Source organism: Saccharopolyspora antimicrobica (assembly GCF_003635025.1).
In the GTDB taxonomy this organism is placed as follows: Bacteria; Actinomycetota; Actinomycetes; order Mycobacteriales; family Pseudonocardiaceae; genus Saccharopolyspora; species Saccharopolyspora antimicrobica.
In genome coordinates, this window is the sequence record NZ_RBXX01000002.1 from 2,157,503 (window position 1) to 2,172,251 (window position 14,749).

The following is a 14,749-nucleotide window of genomic DNA, read 5'->3' on the forward strand; positions in this document are numbered from 1 at the left end:
AGCCAGGCCACGCTAAGGAGTTGACCTCGCTAGCGAGTTTCGAGGAAGCGCAGCAGGGCCATGGCGATATCGCCGGTCTTGCGCTCGAAGATGGCCAGCCGTTTGCGCAGATCCGGCAGAGCTGCCTTGTCCGGCAGCACAACCTGCTCGTGAGCGAACTTCTCGCCGCGGTGGGTAATGACCTGCTCCAGCAAGGCCGCGTCGTAGCGGATCTCCCACCGAACCTGCGCCCCGTGATGGCAGAACGTCAGTCCGCGTTGGCCGGGTGCCGGCCGGTCCTGGCTGAACCCCGCGCCGAGCACGTAGTCACCGACCCTGGTCAGAGTGTTGCGGATCATCACTTCCCGGGTCTCGTCCGCTTCCGCCGCAACTGAGTCGATCTTGGCGCGCTCCGCGAGCAACTCGCGGATGCGACCCTGCGCGTCGAAGAACAGGACGCGACGCACGGCGCGCAGGATCCGCCCTTCCGCGAACGCCAAGCCTGCGAACAACACCAGCGAAGTGCCCACGTTGATGGCGACGTTCTGCAGGTATGCGGGTAACGCACACCCCATGACCAGGATCACGACGCCGACCGCGGTCAACCCCCCGACCAGCCACCAATTGACCTTCCGCTGGTCCTCCCCGCGAAGACGACTCAGCGGCTCAGCCGGAGCCAATCCGGTCCCCTCCCCTCCGGAGGCTCCAGCCCCGAACGCACCAGACGTTCCCACCAGGGATCGATGTCCGGATCAAACCGGTGGGCGACCTCGGGTTCAGGCTCCAACGGGATGTCCGAGACCTCATGGCCGAGCATGACGCCCGTTGCCTCCTGCTCCCAGCCGAGGCGATCCAGAATTTGCGCTAGGGCGCGGCGGGTCGCCAGGTCGTTGGGCCGGAACGCGTAGACCTCCTGAAGCAGTAGGGCAGCCGCCCGATGAAAATTGAGTCCGACCAACTGCATCGAGAGATTGTTCTTTAGCGCGATCGTGTCCTCGTCGGCCTCACGGACTTGGCTGATTCCGCTGAACAGCAGGAATCGGTATATTTCAGCGGATTCGACTTCCTCGGTATTATCGCTGAAGGACCCGAGCCCGTCAGCCAGCAAACGCAGAGTTCTGTAGAGCTCCTCGTCGTTGAGGCCGGACTCGGCCACCACACGGCATGCCCGGCGAATCCGCTGCGGACCGAGCACGTCGTGGCCGATGCGCAGGATCGTCGTCAAGCCCTCGAACGTCGGTTCCTCGGACAAGTGGTCGAGCAGCTCGTCGATGCCGGCTTGGAGCTGCGCTTCGGGCATGTCCTTAACAACGCCAAGCCGGACTACCAGCGCCTTGACCTGGTCCGGTGGCAGATCCGACTCCCCGGTTCGCAGTCGCTCCAACAGAGCTTCCACCTGAGGAAGCAGCTCGGACAACTGCTCGGACAACTGCTCTGACAGCACAAAATCGAGGTAGTTGTAGATCAGGTTGTAGTTGTCCGACTCGATTCTCAACGCATGATTGTAGAGCCTCAGGGCAAGCTCGGTTTCCATCATCCGCTCAGCAATCAATGCGGCGCGCCCCGTGCTTACCCGTTCCGTTCCGGAGTTTTCGGCGATCCGCGCGATCTCAAGCAGGCACTCACGAGCCTTGTCTGAATCGCCATTCCGGAATTCCTGCTCTGCCAGCAGACTCAGCCGGTACGCGTCGTAGTCAGCCGGCTCACGCAACTGCTGCGCCTTCTGGCGGTGGAACTGTGCCTCGGTGTTGTCGATCGCGACGCCCTCCTCGGGAGAGCGGTAGGCGAAGCGCGGCTCGCGCGCCAGGTAGACGGCGAGTTCTGGGGGCACCGGGTCGATTCCCATGCTCCGGGCCAGGAACTCCACCATCGGCACCAGTTCGCCATGCTCGAGATGGCACTGCGGCAGCAGTACGTCTCCGATGGCGGTGACCCGCTCGAGCGTCGCGCCGAACGCAGCACCGTCGGGATCCGCAGACGCCGGGCGCACGTGCTCGGACCAGAAGTCCGGCCAGAACGCCTTGACGACCCACTGCTTGAGAAGTTCGTCGGTCAGCTTCGCCTGTGGCGCGAATTCGGTCAGGAAGGTGTTCAACCGGTGCTTGATCGAACGGGGCGTGGTACTGCCGCGCTCGTACTCCAGCAGGGGCGCCAACGGTCCATTCGGATAGCGCTCGACCGATTGCCTGAGGAACTCGACGAATTCTAACCTGCGCTCGCTGTCCAGATCGGCCCTCTGCACCGCCTGCTCGAACAGCACGGCGAGATAATCGCCGATCTCGCGGTGGTCGGAGAGCATCCGGGGAACGGCGATCTCGACGTGGACGTACTTCTCCAGGGCCTGTTCCGGATACCGCGCACCCAAGGGCAGGTGTTCCCGCAGTGAAGCCAGCAGGTGCTCCCGGCTGGCCGCGAGGATGAAGAACAGATCAATGCTCGTGGAGGTGTCCCAGTAGTTCATCGCCGCGAGGAGTTCGGCGGTGAACTTCGGGCTGCACCGGTCGAGGTCGTCCACGAGCACCACGTACGGCGGCACGGGGTTGTCGGCGTTCTCCTGCCGGATCTCGGCGCGAATCCACTCCTCCAACAGCGGAGGCGCGGACGGTATCCGGCCCAACGCGTCGAAGTAGGCCACATTCGCGTAGAAGTCGGCATCCTCGTGGGTGTAGGCCACCGGCGAGCTCACTTCGACCCCGCGCAGCTGGCTCAGCTTCCCGGCGAACAACCCCAGCTGGCCAGGGGCGAACTGGTGCAGGATTTCGTAGGAAAGCGCAGCGCGAACGTCACCATGCCGCTCCCACACGGGCGCTGAGAAGTGCGTGAACCTGGGTTGCTGCAGTTCGTTTCGCTTCGCAGCTTCGGCGGCGAGGTACTTGATGTATTCCAGACTCGTGGACTTTCCGCTGCCCCACTCGCCGTAGATGGCGAAGGTCATCGACGACCCCCAGCCATCGTTGCCGCCCCCGCCTGCTTGGGAGTAGACGATGTGGTCGGCGATGTGCTCCAGGTTGTTGTGGAACTTTTCCCGCGTCCTGAACAGGCGTTCCTGGCCATCTTCAGCGCGTGCCGGGGCCTGCGAGACGAACCGTGGCTTACTGCTCGTCATGATCCTCCCTCGTCAGGGAAGTAGATCATGCCAAAAGCCGCGCGCTCACGGGCGCTTTCGGTCGGAGCCAGCCTCCGACAGCACCCGAGCGGACTAGCGAAACTGAAGTTCGGCTGGTTTCCATGCTCTTCGTCGATACTGATACCTGGTCAAAGCGCGATCGAAATCAGAACTGGTAGTAGAGGAAGGGGCTGAAGGAACCGGTGGCGACGAGGAGGCCGGAGTAGCCGAGGCCCAGGGTCAGGACGCCGATGCGGAGGGCCTTGGCCCGGCGGGTCCGGACCGACTCCAGGAACGGGCCGGTGCCCGCGTTCGCCGGGAGGAAGACCACCACCAGCGCCAGCAGCAGGAACACCAGGCGCTGGTTGGTCACCGCCGCCGCCACGATGTCGGTCAGGCCCGCGAAGTCCGGGACCAGCATGTGCCCCAGCATGACGAACGCACTGGTCAGGTCCGGCGAGCGGAAGAAGACCCAGCCGATCACCACCAGCAGCATCGTCAGCGCGCGGCGGGCGATTCGGGCGCGGAGGTCGGACGGGGCGTGGGCCCAGCCGAACCGCCGCTCGACGACCAGCAGCAGGCCGTGGAACAGGCCCCACACCAGGTACGTCCAGGCCGCGCCGTGCCAGAAGCCGGTCAGCACGAAGATGATCGCCAGGTTGCGGTAGGTGCGGGCCGGGCCGCCCCGGTTGCCGCCGAGCGGGATGTAGACGTAGTCGCGGAACCAGCGCGACAGCGACATGTGCCAGCGGCGCCAGAACTCGGTGACCGTCACCGAGGAGTACGGCCGGGCGAAGTTCTCCGGCAGCCGGAACCCCAGCATCCGGCCCAGCCCGATGGCCATGTCCGAGTAGCCGGAGAAGTCGAAGTACAGCTGCATCGCGTAGCCGATCGCGCCGAGCCAGGCGATCGCGAACGTCATGTCCTCGTCCGGCGTCGCGAAGCAGGCGTCCACCATCGGCGCCAGCGTGTCGGCGATCACGACCTTCTTCGTCAACCCCCACGCGAAGCGCGGGAACCCGGCCGCGATGTCGTCGAGCCGGTGCGTGCGCTCCTGCGGCAGCTGGTCGGCGATCTCCCGGTAGCGCACGATCGGACCCGCCACCAGCTGCGGGAACATCGCGATGTAGGTGATGAACGAGACCGGGTTGCGCAGCGCGGGCCGCTCGCCGCGGTAGATGTCCACCACGTAGGAGATGTGGTGGAACGTGTAGAAGGAGATGCCGATCGGCAGCGCCAGCTCCAGCACCGGGAAGTCGCCGCCGAACCAGCTGCTGAGCACCGCCAGCTGCTCGGTGGCGAAACCGGCGTACTTCCACACCGCCAGGATCGCCAGGTTGAACGACACGGTGCCGATCAGCACCCAGCGCCGCCGGTTCCGCTCGAAGCCCCACTCGACCGGTTCCAGCCGCAGCCCGGCGAAGTAGTTCACCACGATGCACGCGAGCAGCAGCAGTGTGGTGCCGCCCGCGCCGCTGGCGTAGAACAGCAGGCTGGCCACCGCGACCACGGCGTTGCGCCCGGTGCGCGGCGCGATCAGCACTGCTGCCAGCACAGCGGGCAGGAAGTACCAGAGGAACAGGGGGCTTGCGAACGACATCGGGGCCTCGGGGTACGGGAGGCCCTCGCCTCCCCTTGGAGCACTTCAGGATTGCTGAATCGGACTCTAGCCGAGCCCGGAACGTCACCGTGCCGAAACGGAACGGGTCAAAACCTGGCTTTGATCCGCTTTGTCCTGACCAGGCGAAACGAGTTCGCGGGCGCACCGGCGAACCGGGTACAGCGGCCGCGCGGATCACCTAGCCTGGGGCTCATGAACGCTCCCCCGCCGGGCTGGTACCCAGACCAGGCAGATCAGCGCTACGTCCGCTGGTGGGACGGCCACCAGTGGACCCCGCACGTGCAGCCGGCGCGGGCCCCGGCGCCGCCGCAGGGCGACGGCTCCGAGCTGGAGCTCTCCGTGGGCGGGACCGGCGACTCGGCGTCCATCCAGCAGCAGGTGCAGCAGCGCGCCGGGGTCGGCGGGCCGGTCGCGGGCGGCGGGGGCACCCTGTTCACCGAGCCGGTGCTGGTGATCAACCAGCAGGCGAAGCTGATCGAGATGTCGAACCAGTACGCCATCTACGACCAGCACGGACGGCAGCTCGGCTCGGTCGTGCAGACCGGCCAGAGCGGCGCGCAGAAGGCCCTGCGGGTGCTGACCAAGCTCGACTCGCTGATGACGGTCAAGCTGGAGATCCGGGACGTCACCGGCCGCCCGGTGCTGCTGCTGACCCGCCCGGCCACCGTGTGGAAGGGCAAGGTCCAGGTGCAGCGCCCGGACCAGTCACCGGTCGGCGAGATCAAGCTGGCGAACGTCTGGGGCAAGCCCCGCTTCGACTTCGAGATCGGCGGCCAGCGCATCGGCGGCATGCGGGCCGAGAACCTGCGCGCGTGGGACATCAAGATCGTCGACCACGCCGACCAGCAGATCGGCCAGATCACCAAGACCTGGCAGGGCCTGGCGAAGGCCGCCTTCACCACGGCGGACAACTACGTCCTGCAGATCCACCGCCCGCTCCAGGACCCGCTCCTGAGCATGGTCCTGGCCTCGGCCCTCACCTTCGACACCATCGCCAGCCAGCAGCAGTAGCGGCGCGAGCTCGGTGGCGCGAGTTCGGTGGTGGGGAAGGTTTGGTCGTGGGTGGGGCCGTGAGCGTTTTGTGTCGCTATAGCAACACAAAACACTCACGGCACCAAGGACGACTCAGCTGATCCGGCGGCGACGCGCCACCTCGGAGAGGACCACACCGGCCGCCACCGAGGCGTTGAGGGACTCGATGCCCGCTGCCATCGGGATCGAAACCGTCTGGTCGCAGGTCTCGCGGACCAGGCGGGACAGGCCCCGGCCCTCCGAACCCACGACCACCACCAGCGGCCCGGTCGCCAGCTCCAGCTCGTCCGAGGTCACGTCGGCGTCCGCGTCGAGCCCGATCACCATCAGGCCCTCGCTCTTGAGGTCCTTCAGCGTGCGGGTCAGGTTCACCGCCTTGGCCACCGGGAGCTGCGCCGCCGTGCCCGCGCTCGTCCGCCAGGCCACGGCCGTGATCCCGGCGCTGCGGCGCTGCGGGACGATCACGCCGTGCGCGCCGAAGGCCGCCGCCGAGCGGATCACCGCACCGAGGTTGCGCGGATCGGTGACGCCGTCGAGGGCCACGATCAGCGGCGGCAGACCGGAGTCGTGGGCCGCTTGCAGCACGTCCTCCGGGTGCGCGTACTTGAACGGCGGCACCTGGAGCGCGAGGCCCTGGTGCATCGCGTTGTTGGTCATCCGGTCCAGCTCGATGCGCGGGACGTCGACGACCGAGATGCCGCGCGCCTTCGCCTCCCGGACCGCTTCGGTGACCCGGTCGTCGATGTCGATGCCCTGCGCGACGTACAGCCCGCTCGCGGGCACACCCGCGCGGATGCACTCCACCACCGGGTTGCGCCCGGCCACCAGCTCCGGCTGCGTCTCCGCCGCCGCCTGGCGCTTCGCGCGCTGCTGCTCGGCCTTCGAGCGCGCGTCCGCGCGCCGCTTCGCGGGGTGGCTGACGCGGTCCTCCGCCTTCGGCGTCGGGCCCTTGCCCTTCAGCCCCCTGCGCCGCTGACCGCCGGAGCCGACGACCATGCCCTTCTTGTTGGTCTTGCGCATGCCGCCGCGGCGCTTGTCGTTGCCAGCCACGTGTTACCCGTCTTTCAATGTCCACATCGGACCGTCGGGGGTGTCCTCGACGGCAATCCCGCTGGCCAGCAGCCGGTCGCGCAGCAGATCGGCGGTGGCGAAATCGCGCTCCGCGCGGGCCTGCTTGCGCTGCTCCAGCATGGCATCGACCAGATCGCCGAGCGCGCGCTGCGCGGCGTCGTCCGCGCCCGAGTCCTCGGCCCACTGCTCGGACAGCGGGTCCAGCCCGAGCACGCCGGTCATCGCCCGCACGGACGCCGCCGCGCCGCGGGCCGACTCGTCGTCGCCCCGGTCCAGCGCCGCGTTGCCCTCGCGGACCACGTTGTGCACCGCCGCGATCGCCTGCGGCGTCGACAGGTCGTCGTCCATCGCCGCGGCGAACTCGGCGGTCACCTCGCCGGGCTCGACGGCACCGGCGCGCTGCCCGACCCGACGCACGAACGACTCGATGCGGCGGTAGGTGGCCACCGCCTCGGACAGGCCCGCCTCCGAGAACTCGAGGTTGGACCGGTAGTGCGGGGTGACCAGGTAGTACCGCAGCTCGGCCGCCCGGGCCCGCTTGAGCACCTCCGGGATGGACAGCACGTTGCCGAGCGACTTCGACATCTTCTCGCCGCTCATCGTCACCCAGGCGTTGTGCATCCAGTACCGGGCGAACCCGTCGCCGGCCGCGTTGGCCTGCGCCATCTCGTTCTCGTGGTGCGGGAAGACCAGGTCGAGCCCGCCGCCGTGGATGTCGAACTCGCTGCCCAGGTAGAAGGTGGCCATCGCCGAGCACTCCAGGTGCCAGCCCGGCCGGCCGTTGCCCCACGGCGTCGGCCAGCTCGGCTCGCCCGGCTTGGCGCCCTTCCACAGCGTGAAGTCGCGCGGGTCCTGCTTGCCGCTGGCCAGCGTCTCGCCCTGCTGCACCTCGTCGAGGCGCTGCCCGGACAGCTTGCCGTAGTGGTCGGCGTAGGAGGCGACCGAGAAGTAGACGTCGCCGCCCGCCGCGTAGGCGTGGCCCTTGTCGATCAGGCGCTGGATGAGGTCGACCATCTGCGTCACGTGCCCGGTCGCGCGGGGCAGCGCCGACGGCGGCAGGCAGCCGAGCTGGTCGTAGGCGCGCTCGAAGGCGCGCTCGTGCGTGGCGGCCCACTCCCACCAGGGCCGACCCGCCTCGACGGCCTTGGTGAGGATCTTGTCGTCGATGTCGGTCACGTTGCGGACCAGGCGCGTGTCGTAGCCCTGGTGCTGCAACCAGCGGCGGAGCACGTCGAAGTTCAGGCCGCTGCGGACGTGGCCGACGTGTGGGACGCCCTGCACCGTGGCACCACAGACGTAGATCGACGCCACTCCGGCGCAGCGCGGGTGGAATTCGCGCGTCGTGCGGGTCGCAGTGTCATGCAGGTGCAGGCTCACAACCCCGATGGTACGGGGGCCGGTCCGCGCCGAATCACGACAGGGGCGGTCACGTCAAGACCGCAGTGACGGTCAGCGCAGCAAGTCGCCCGCGGCGGTCAGCAGGGCGTCGCGGCGCTGCGCGGTGGGCGTCGGCTCCACGATCGCCACCTGGCAACCCACCGCGGCGGCCCCGCCATCGGCCTCTTCGCTGTCGCCGACCATCAGGGCCTCCGACGGCTCCACGCCCAGCCGCTCGCAGGCGCGCAGGAAGATCTTCGGGTCCGGCTTGATGACGCCCTCGAGGTAGGACAGCAGGAACTCATCCACGTACTGGGTGACACCGATCCGCTCGAAAGCGGGACGGATGTCGAAGGCGATGTTGCTGATCACGCCGACCTTCACGCCGGATTCGTGCAGCCTGCGCAGCACCTCGGCGGTGTCCGGGTACTCGGTCCAGTAGTCGGGGTCGATCAAGCGCTCGTAGAGCCCGTCGGCCTCGCCGTCCTGGACGCCGGAGCTGCGCAGCACCTCGACGTAGACCTTGCGATGCAGCTCGGGATCGAGGTCGCGGTTGTCCCAGGCGTGCTGGTACTCGGCATCGAGCTGGACGATCTGCCCGGTAGGCGCGGTCATCCGCCGCATGATCTCGGCCTGGGCGGCCAGGTCGAACGGGGCACCGTCGGCATCGGTGAGATCGGCGTACCAGGACGGATCTTCCTCGAGGCGGAACAGCGTGCCGGAGAAGTCGAAGAGCACCGCGCGCAGAGTCACGACGCCCAAGGTAGAGGTGCCGGAGCGACCCGGCACCGACATGCGGCCAAGCTCACCTGCGTTGAATTACCGGATTTCTCCCGCCGCGAGCCCTGGAAACGGCAACGCCCGTCACGCCGCCCTCCGGGAATCGCGGCAACGATCGACACCGCGCATCGGGACCACGATCCCCGCGACGGAGATCGCCGCGCTCGCCCACAACAGGACCACCGCCAGCGCCAGCCCGAGACCATCACCTCCGGACCACAGCACGAACGACACTGGCCACACCACGATCGGCTGCACAACGAGCAGCCGACGCACCCACCGGTTCCGCTCGATCACCATGCGTCGAGCATGGCGCGCACCGACCCCGGCATTCCAGATCGCGGCCCCTGAGTTTTCCCTGACTCCGCCAACCCGTCACGCCCAGCTACCAACCCGTTACTCGGCGGCTTCCAGCCCGTAGGCGGCTCGGCCGGACGGGTGCTGGTCGATCTCGCGCGAAATCGACGCCGCCCCGGGTGAGCGAGGCGGAAAACAGCGCCGGGGCTCAGGCGGTGGGGAAGACCAGGGCGGTGGCGACCGCCGCGATGCCTTCGCCGCGGCCGGTGAGGCCGAGGCCGTCGGAGGTGGTGCCGGAGACCGACACCGGCGCTCCGATCGCTTCCGAGAGCACCTGCTGGGCTTCTTCGCGGCGCTTGCCGATGCGCGGCGCGTTGCCGATCACCTGCACCGTCGCGTTGCCGATGCGAAAACCGGCCGCTGCGACGCGCTCGCGCACCTCGGCCAGGAAGTCCACGCCGTGCGCGCCCGCCCAACGGTCGTCGTCGGTGCCGAACACCGCGCCGAGATCGCCCAGCCCGGCCGCCGACAGCAGCGCGTCGCACAGCGCGTGCGAGGCGACGTCGCCGTCGGAGTGGCCGGCGCAGCCGTCGACGTCCGGCCAGAGCAGGCCCGCGACCCAGCAGTCGCGGCCGGGTTCGACCGGGTGCACGTCGACGCCCTGGCCGACGCGGGGAAGCAGTTCGGTCACGCGAGCTCTCCAGTGTTCTGCGGGGCGCCCGCGGCCAGCACCGACTCGGCGACGGCCAGGTCGAACGCGGTGGTGATCTTCAGCGCGTCCGGGTGACCCGCGACGGTGTGCACCTTGCCGCCGATCCGCTCGACGAGACCGGCGTCGTCGGTGGCGATGTCACCGGCCGCCGCGTACGCCTCGCGCAGCACGTCGATGGCGAAGCCCTGCGGGGTCTGGACCGCCCGGAGCTCGGCGCGGTCCACGGTCGCGACGACGTCGCCGGACTCGTCCACCCGCTTGATCGTGTCCGACACCGGCAGCACCGGGATCACCGCGGGCGCGCCCTGCTCGACCGCCCGCACGACGTCCCGGATCACCGAGGCCGGGGTGAAAGCACGTGCGGCGTCGTGCACCAGCACGACCCGCGCGTCCGGTGCGATCCGCCCGACGACGTCGAGCGCCAAGCGCACCGAATCAGTTCGCTCCGATCCCCCTGGCACCACGTGCGCGGCCGGGAGCTCGGCCAGCTCAGCGGCCACCAGCTCGACCTGGTCGGGCGGGGCCGCGACGACGACGTGCTGCACGCAGCCCGCGGCCAGCAGGCCGCGGACCGCGCGCAACAACAACGATTCACCATTCACCGGAACCAGCGCCTTGGGCATCCCCAACCCCAAGCGCACCCCGCGGCCTGCCGCGGGGACCAGCGCGACTACGCTCACGCTCGCCCGTTCCCGATGATCAAACCGCGGTGGCGAGGACTTCGTCCAGCAGGGTTTCCGCCTTGCCCTCGTCAGTCCCCTCGGCCAGCGCCAACTCGCTCACCAGGATCTGACGGGCTTTCGCCAGCATCCGCTTCTCGCCTGCGGACAGGCCACGATCCTTCTCGCGTCGCCAGAGGTCGCGCACCACTTCGGCCACCTTGTTCACATCGCCGGAGGCGAGCTTCTCCAGGTTGGCCTTGTACCGTCGAGACCAGTTCGTGGGCTCTTCGGTGTGCGGGGCCCGCAGCACGTCGAAGACCCGATCGAGACCCTCCTGGCCGACCACGTCCCGGACGCCGACGATCTCGGCGTTGTCCGCGGGAACGCGCACGGTCAGGTCGCCCTGCGCGACCTTGAGGACGAGGTACTGCTTCTCCTCGCCCTTGATCACACGAGTCTCGATTGCTTCGATGAGTGCGGCACCGTGATGCGGGTAGACGACGGTCTCTCCGACCTTGAAAACCATGTGTCCTCTGCCCCTTTCGCTATGCCCACTTTACCACGCCGGGCAACTCGCCCCCGAAGCCCCATCGCCCGTATTCGCAGGTCAAGCCATGGACTGGGGTTGACAAAGGGCACCCGAACGTGCAAGGCGCGACCTTTCGGCCCACTGAAATCGTCCATTGTGGACACCGATGTCGGCCGGATCGGCGGGCGCTCCATGCGTAGCTCGGCAAGACCCTGGGGCACCCCCGCGCGGGCGGGGCATTAAGCTCCACCTGGTTGTCCGGCAATCAGGAAGGACGCTGCAACCGTGAGCCGCCCTCAGCACCACAAGGCCGTCCGCCTGCGGTTGATCCCGGCCGCACTCGGGCTCGGCGCCGTCGTTGCCCTCGCCGGGTGCAGTGCCGGTCAGGTGACCGAGACCGACACCCAGGTCGCCGCCGTGAACGGCGGGAACGGCGATGTGCAGAAGATCGCCGTCCGCAACGCCATGTTCACCTTCCCGAGCACCGGCACGGTCTACCCGGCCGGGTCCTCGGCGCCGCTGGAGGCCGTGCTGGCCAACGAGGGCGTCAACGACAAGCTCGTCCAGGTCACCAGCAGCTACACCACCGCGCCGGCCACCATCGGCGGTGTCACCGACCTGCCCAGCCGCACCGCCCTGCACGCCACCGGCGCCTCCGCCGAGCTGAAGGCGCAGGCCGAGGCCGTCGGCAACCGCCAGGTGCAGATCACGCTGAACGGCTTCAAGCAGGACATCACCCCCGGCGTGACCATCCCGGTGACCTTCGTCTTCGAGAAGGCGGGCCCGGTCACCGTCCAGGTGCCGATCGGCCTCGACCACTCGCCGCGCCCCGAGGAGCACGGCGGCGGCGGTCACTGACCTCCCAGCTTCCCGGATCGGGCCGTCCGCACCGCGCGGGCGGCCCGATCTGCGTTTCCGCTGGTGGTGGCCCGTGAGCGTTTTGAGTGGCTCTGGCGCCACAAACCACTCACGGGATCTGACCTGCGAAAACCGGGCCTGCGCGGACGTCGTGGGGCGGGGTGTCGTCGCGGGCGGATAGCCTCGCCGGGTGCCGCCCAAGAACACCCGAGCCGCCCGTCCCGCCTACCGCTGCGCCGACTGCGGCCACGAGGTCGCCAAGTGGGTCGGGCGCTGCCCGGGCTGCCAGGCGTGGGGCACCGTCGAGGAGGCCGCACCGGCCCGGCCCGCGCTGGCCAAGGTCAGCGCAGGCGCCCCGGCCACCCCGGCGCGGCCGATCGCCGAGGTCGACCTGGACTCGGCCCGCGCGGTGTCCACCGGCATCGACGAGCTGGACCGGGTGCTCGGCGGCGGCATCGTGCCCGGCGCGGTCGTGCTGCTGGCCGGCGAGCCCGGTGTGGGCAAGTCCACACTGCTGCTCGAGGTCGCGCACCGCTGGGCCACCAGCTCCGCGCGCGGCCCGTCGCTGTACATCACCGGCGAGGAATCCGCAGGTCAGGTGCGGTTGCGGGCGGAGCGGACGGATTCGGTGCACCCGCAGCTCTACCTCGGCGCGGAGAGCGACCTCTCCGCCGTGCTCGGGCACGTCGACGCGGTGCGCCCCGGTCTGCTGATCGTCGACTCGGTGCAGACCGTGCAGTCGCCCGACGCCGAGGGCAGCCCCGGCGGCGTCACCCAGGTCCGGGCGGTCACCACCGCGCTGGTCGCGCTGGCCAAGGAGCGCGGGCTGCCGGTGGTGCTGGTCGGGCACGTCACGAAGGACGGCGCGGTCGCCGGTCCGCGCGTGCTGGAGCACCTGGTGGACGTGGTGCTGCACTTCGAGGGCGACCGGCACTCGGCGCTGCGGATGCTGCGCGGCGTGAAGAACCGGTTCGGCCCCGCCGACGAGGTCGGCTGCTTCGAGCAGCGCGACGACGGCATAGCCGAGGTGCCCGACCCCTCCGGCCTGTTCATCAACCGGCAGGAATCGGTGGTCGACGGCACCGCGGTGACCGTCATGGTCGAGGGCAAGCGGCCGCTGCTGGTCGAGGTGCAGGCGCTGCTGATGCACACCCAGATGGCGATGCCGCGCCGGTCGGTCAGCGGCCTGGACTCGGCGCGGGTGTCGATGACGCTGGCCGTGCTGGGCAAGCACGGCAAGATCCCCACCGGCGATCACGACGTGTTCGCCGCGACGGTCGGCGGCCAGCGGGTCAGCGAGCCCGCCGCGGACCTGGCGGTTGCGATGGCCATCGCCTCCTCGCGCAAGAGCAAGCCGCTGCCGCCGAACCTGGTGGTGATCGGCGAGGTCGGCCTGGCGGGCGAGATCCGCCGGGTCAACGGGGTCGGGCGGCGGCTGGCGGAGGCCGCGCGGCTGGGCTTCGACCGGGCGCTGGTGCCGCCGGACTCGGGTCCGCTGCCCAAGGACGTGCGTGCCACGGTGGTGTCCAACATCGGCGACGCGCTCAAGATCGTGAGGTGACGATGAGCCACGAGGCGCTGCGCGCCACGCTGGCCCGGCTGGCACCCGGCACCGCCCTGCGCGACGGCCTGGAGCGCATCCTGCGCGGCCGCACGGGCGGGCTGATCGTGCTCGGCTACGACCCGGCCGTGGAGGCGCTCTGCGACGGCGGCTTCCGGCTGGACATCGAGTTCAGCGCCACCCGGCTGCGCGAGCTGTCCAAGATGGACGGCGCGGTGGTGCTGTCCACCGACGCCCGGCGGATCATGCGGGCCAACGTGCACCTGGTGCCCGACGCGAGCACGCCCACCGAGGAGTCCGGCACGCGGCACCGCACGGCGGAGCGCACCGCGATCCAGACCGGCTACCCGGTGGTGTCGGTCAGCCAGTCGATGAGCATCATCAGCGTCTACACGCAGGGCCACCGGCACGTGCTGATCGGCTCGCCGGAGATCCTCTCCCGCGCGAACCAGGCGCTGGCCACGCTGGAGCGCTACACCGCGCGGCTGGCCGAGGTCGCGCAGGCGCTGTCTGCGCTGGAGATCGAGGACTACGTGACGCTGCGCGACGCGATGACGGTCGTGCAGCGGATGGAGATGGTGCGGCGGATCGCCGACGAGATCGAGGGCGACGTGGTCGAGCTCGGCGTGGACGGCAGGCTGATCGAGCTGCAGCTCGACGAGCTGGTCGGCCCGCTGCGCGGCACCCGCGCGGAGCGCGACGGCACCGACCTGGACCGCGAGCTGATCGTGCAGGAGTACCTGCCCACCAGCGGTGCCATGCCGACGCCGGAGCAGGTGGAGGCGGCCCTGCACAAGCTCGACGCGACCGAGCTGCTGGACCTGACCGCGATCGCCGCCGCCTTCGGCTACCCGGACTCCCCGGAAGCCCTGGACCAGCACCTGAGCCCGCGCGGCTACCGCCTGCTGGCCCGGGTGCCGCGGCTTCCGGCGACCGCTCGGCGGCGGCTGGTGGAGCACTTCGGTTCGCTGCAGCGGCTGCTGGCGGCGACGGTGGACGAGCTGGGCGAGGTCGAGGGGCTCGGCGACGCCAAGGCCCGGCTGGTCCGCGAGGGCCTTTCCCGGCTGGCCGAGTCGTCCATCGTGGACCCGTTCGCCTGAGAGCACTGCGGGCATACATCAGTCCGGGGAAGCACCCAGGTTCCGCCAAGCGGCCACCCGAGCA

Annotated in this window: 14 protein-coding genes; 4 read left to right on the top strand and 10 right to left on the bottom strand. The window is 69.4% G+C overall.

The features are described from left to right. Positions 1-29: 29 nt before the first annotated feature. The 3 genes from ATL45_RS10595 to ATL45_RS10605 all read right to left on the bottom strand — a co-directional run bounded on the left by ATL45_RS10595 (position 30) and on the right by ATL45_RS10605 (position 4,685). Positions 30-584: a hypothetical protein gene (locus ATL45_RS10595; protein WP_093156532.1), complete on the bottom strand. Its 555-nt coding sequence runs from the start codon at positions 582-584 to the stop codon at positions 30-32. 53 nt (positions 585-637) lie between these two features. Next, the gene (locus ATL45_RS10600; RefSeq protein WP_093156531.1) at positions 638-3,085 is read right to left on the bottom strand and encodes a P-loop NTPase fold protein; all 2,448 of its coding nucleotides are present in this window, start codon (positions 3,083-3,085) and stop codon (positions 638-640) included. Between the two features lie 166 nt (positions 3,086-3,251). Beyond that, positions 3,252-4,685: an MBOAT family O-acyltransferase gene (locus tag ATL45_RS10605; protein ID WP_093156529.1), complete on the bottom strand. Its 1,434-nt coding sequence runs from the start codon at positions 4,683-4,685 to the stop codon at positions 3,252-3,254. A 213-nt stretch (positions 4,686-4,898) separates the two neighbouring features. On the opposite strand from ATL45_RS10605, the gene ATL45_RS10610 reads away from it, so the two are divergent. Further along, positions 4,899-5,717 (top strand): LURP-one-related family protein, encoded by an 819-nt coding sequence (locus ATL45_RS10610; RefSeq protein WP_093156528.1) that lies wholly within the window; start codon positions 4,899-4,901, stop codon positions 5,715-5,717. A 114-nt stretch (positions 5,718-5,831) separates the two neighbouring features. On the opposite strand, the gene rlmB is transcribed toward ATL45_RS10610, so the two are convergent. From rlmB to ATL45_RS10645, 7 genes are all read right to left on the bottom strand, one after another. Beyond that, positions 5,832-6,788 carry a 23S rRNA (guanosine(2251)-2'-O)-methyltransferase RlmB gene (rlmB, locus tag ATL45_RS10615; protein WP_093156526.1) on the bottom strand — a complete coding sequence of 319 codons (957 nt, stop codon included), beginning with the start codon at positions 6,786-6,788 and terminating at the stop codon, positions 5,832-5,834. Positions 6,789-6,791: 3 nt separating this feature from the next. Then, positions 6,792-8,186 (bottom strand): cysteine--tRNA ligase, encoded by a 1,395-nt coding sequence (cysS, locus tag ATL45_RS10620; RefSeq protein ID WP_093156525.1) that lies wholly within the window; start codon positions 8,184-8,186, stop codon positions 6,792-6,794. Positions 8,187-8,258: 72 nt separating this feature from the next. Beyond that, positions 8,259-8,939, bottom strand: coding sequence for an HAD family hydrolase (locus ATL45_RS10625; RefSeq protein WP_093156617.1), 681 nt, complete (start codon positions 8,937-8,939; stop codon positions 8,259-8,261). A gap of 111 nt (positions 8,940-9,050) precedes the next feature. Continuing rightward, positions 9,051-9,266 carry a hypothetical protein gene (locus tag ATL45_RS10630; protein ID WP_093156523.1) on the bottom strand — a complete coding sequence of 72 codons (216 nt, stop codon included), beginning with the start codon at positions 9,264-9,266 and terminating at the stop codon, positions 9,051-9,053. 205 nt (positions 9,267-9,471) lie between these two features. Continuing rightward, the gene (ispF, locus tag ATL45_RS10635) at positions 9,472-9,954 is read right to left on the bottom strand and encodes a 2-C-methyl-D-erythritol 2,4-cyclodiphosphate synthase (protein ID WP_177242038.1); all 483 of its coding nucleotides are present in this window, start codon (positions 9,952-9,954) and stop codon (positions 9,472-9,474) included. After that, complete coding sequence (ispD, locus tag ATL45_RS10640) at positions 9,951-10,655, bottom strand: 2-C-methyl-D-erythritol 4-phosphate cytidylyltransferase (protein ID WP_093156522.1); 705 nt, start codon at positions 10,653-10,655, stop codon at positions 9,951-9,953. Before ispD ends, ispF begins: the two co-directional genes overlap by 4 nt. A gap of 19 nt (positions 10,656-10,674) precedes the next feature. After that, positions 10,675-11,163: a CarD family transcriptional regulator gene (locus tag ATL45_RS10645; RefSeq protein ID WP_009947449.1), complete on the bottom strand. Its 489-nt coding sequence runs from the start codon at positions 11,161-11,163 to the stop codon at positions 10,675-10,677. A gap of 288 nt (positions 11,164-11,451) precedes the next feature. Between ATL45_RS10645 and ATL45_RS10650 the strand changes: the two genes are divergently transcribed. The 3 genes from ATL45_RS10650 (at position 11,452) to disA (ending at position 14,685) form a co-directional block, all read left to right on the top strand. After that, the gene (locus ATL45_RS10650; RefSeq protein ID WP_246025267.1) at positions 11,452-12,024 is read left to right on the top strand and encodes a copper chaperone PCu(A)C domain-containing protein; all 573 of its coding nucleotides are present in this window, start codon (positions 11,452-11,454) and stop codon (positions 12,022-12,024) included. A gap of 190 nt (positions 12,025-12,214) precedes the next feature. Continuing rightward, positions 12,215-13,585 (top strand): DNA repair protein RadA, encoded by a 1,371-nt coding sequence (gene radA, locus ATL45_RS10655; protein WP_093156520.1) that lies wholly within the window; start codon positions 12,215-12,217, stop codon positions 13,583-13,585. A 2-nt stretch (positions 13,586-13,587) separates the two neighbouring features. Beyond that, positions 13,588-14,685 carry a DNA integrity scanning diadenylate cyclase DisA gene (gene disA, locus ATL45_RS10660; RefSeq protein ID WP_093156518.1) on the top strand — a complete coding sequence of 366 codons (1,098 nt, stop codon included), beginning with the start codon at positions 13,588-13,590 and terminating at the stop codon, positions 14,683-14,685. The last annotated feature ends 64 nt before the right edge of the window (positions 14,686-14,749 follow it).

Coding starts and splice junctions, on each gene's coding strand:
- ATL45_RS10600 (WP_093156531.1), bottom strand. CDS start 3,085: ATGACGAGCAGTAAGCCACGGTTCGTCTCGCAGGCCCCGGCACGCGCT.
- ATL45_RS10605 (WP_093156529.1), bottom strand. CDS start 4,685: ATGTCGTTCGCAAGCCCCCTGTTCCTCTGGTACTTCCTGCCCGCTGTG.
- ATL45_RS10610 (WP_093156528.1), top strand. CDS start 4,899: ATGAACGCTCCCCCGCCGGGCTGGTACCCAGACCAGGCAGATCAGCGC.
- ATL45_RS10630 (WP_093156523.1), bottom strand. CDS start 9,266: ATGGTGATCGAGCGGAACCGGTGGGTGCGTCGGCTGCTCGTTGTGCAG.
- ATL45_RS10645 (WP_009947449.1), bottom strand. CDS start 11,163: ATGGTTTTCAAGGTCGGAGAGACCGTCGTCTACCCGCATCACGGTGCC.
- disA (WP_093156518.1), top strand. CDS start 13,588: ATGAGCCACGAGGCGCTGCGCGCCACGCTGGCCCGGCTGGCACCCGGC.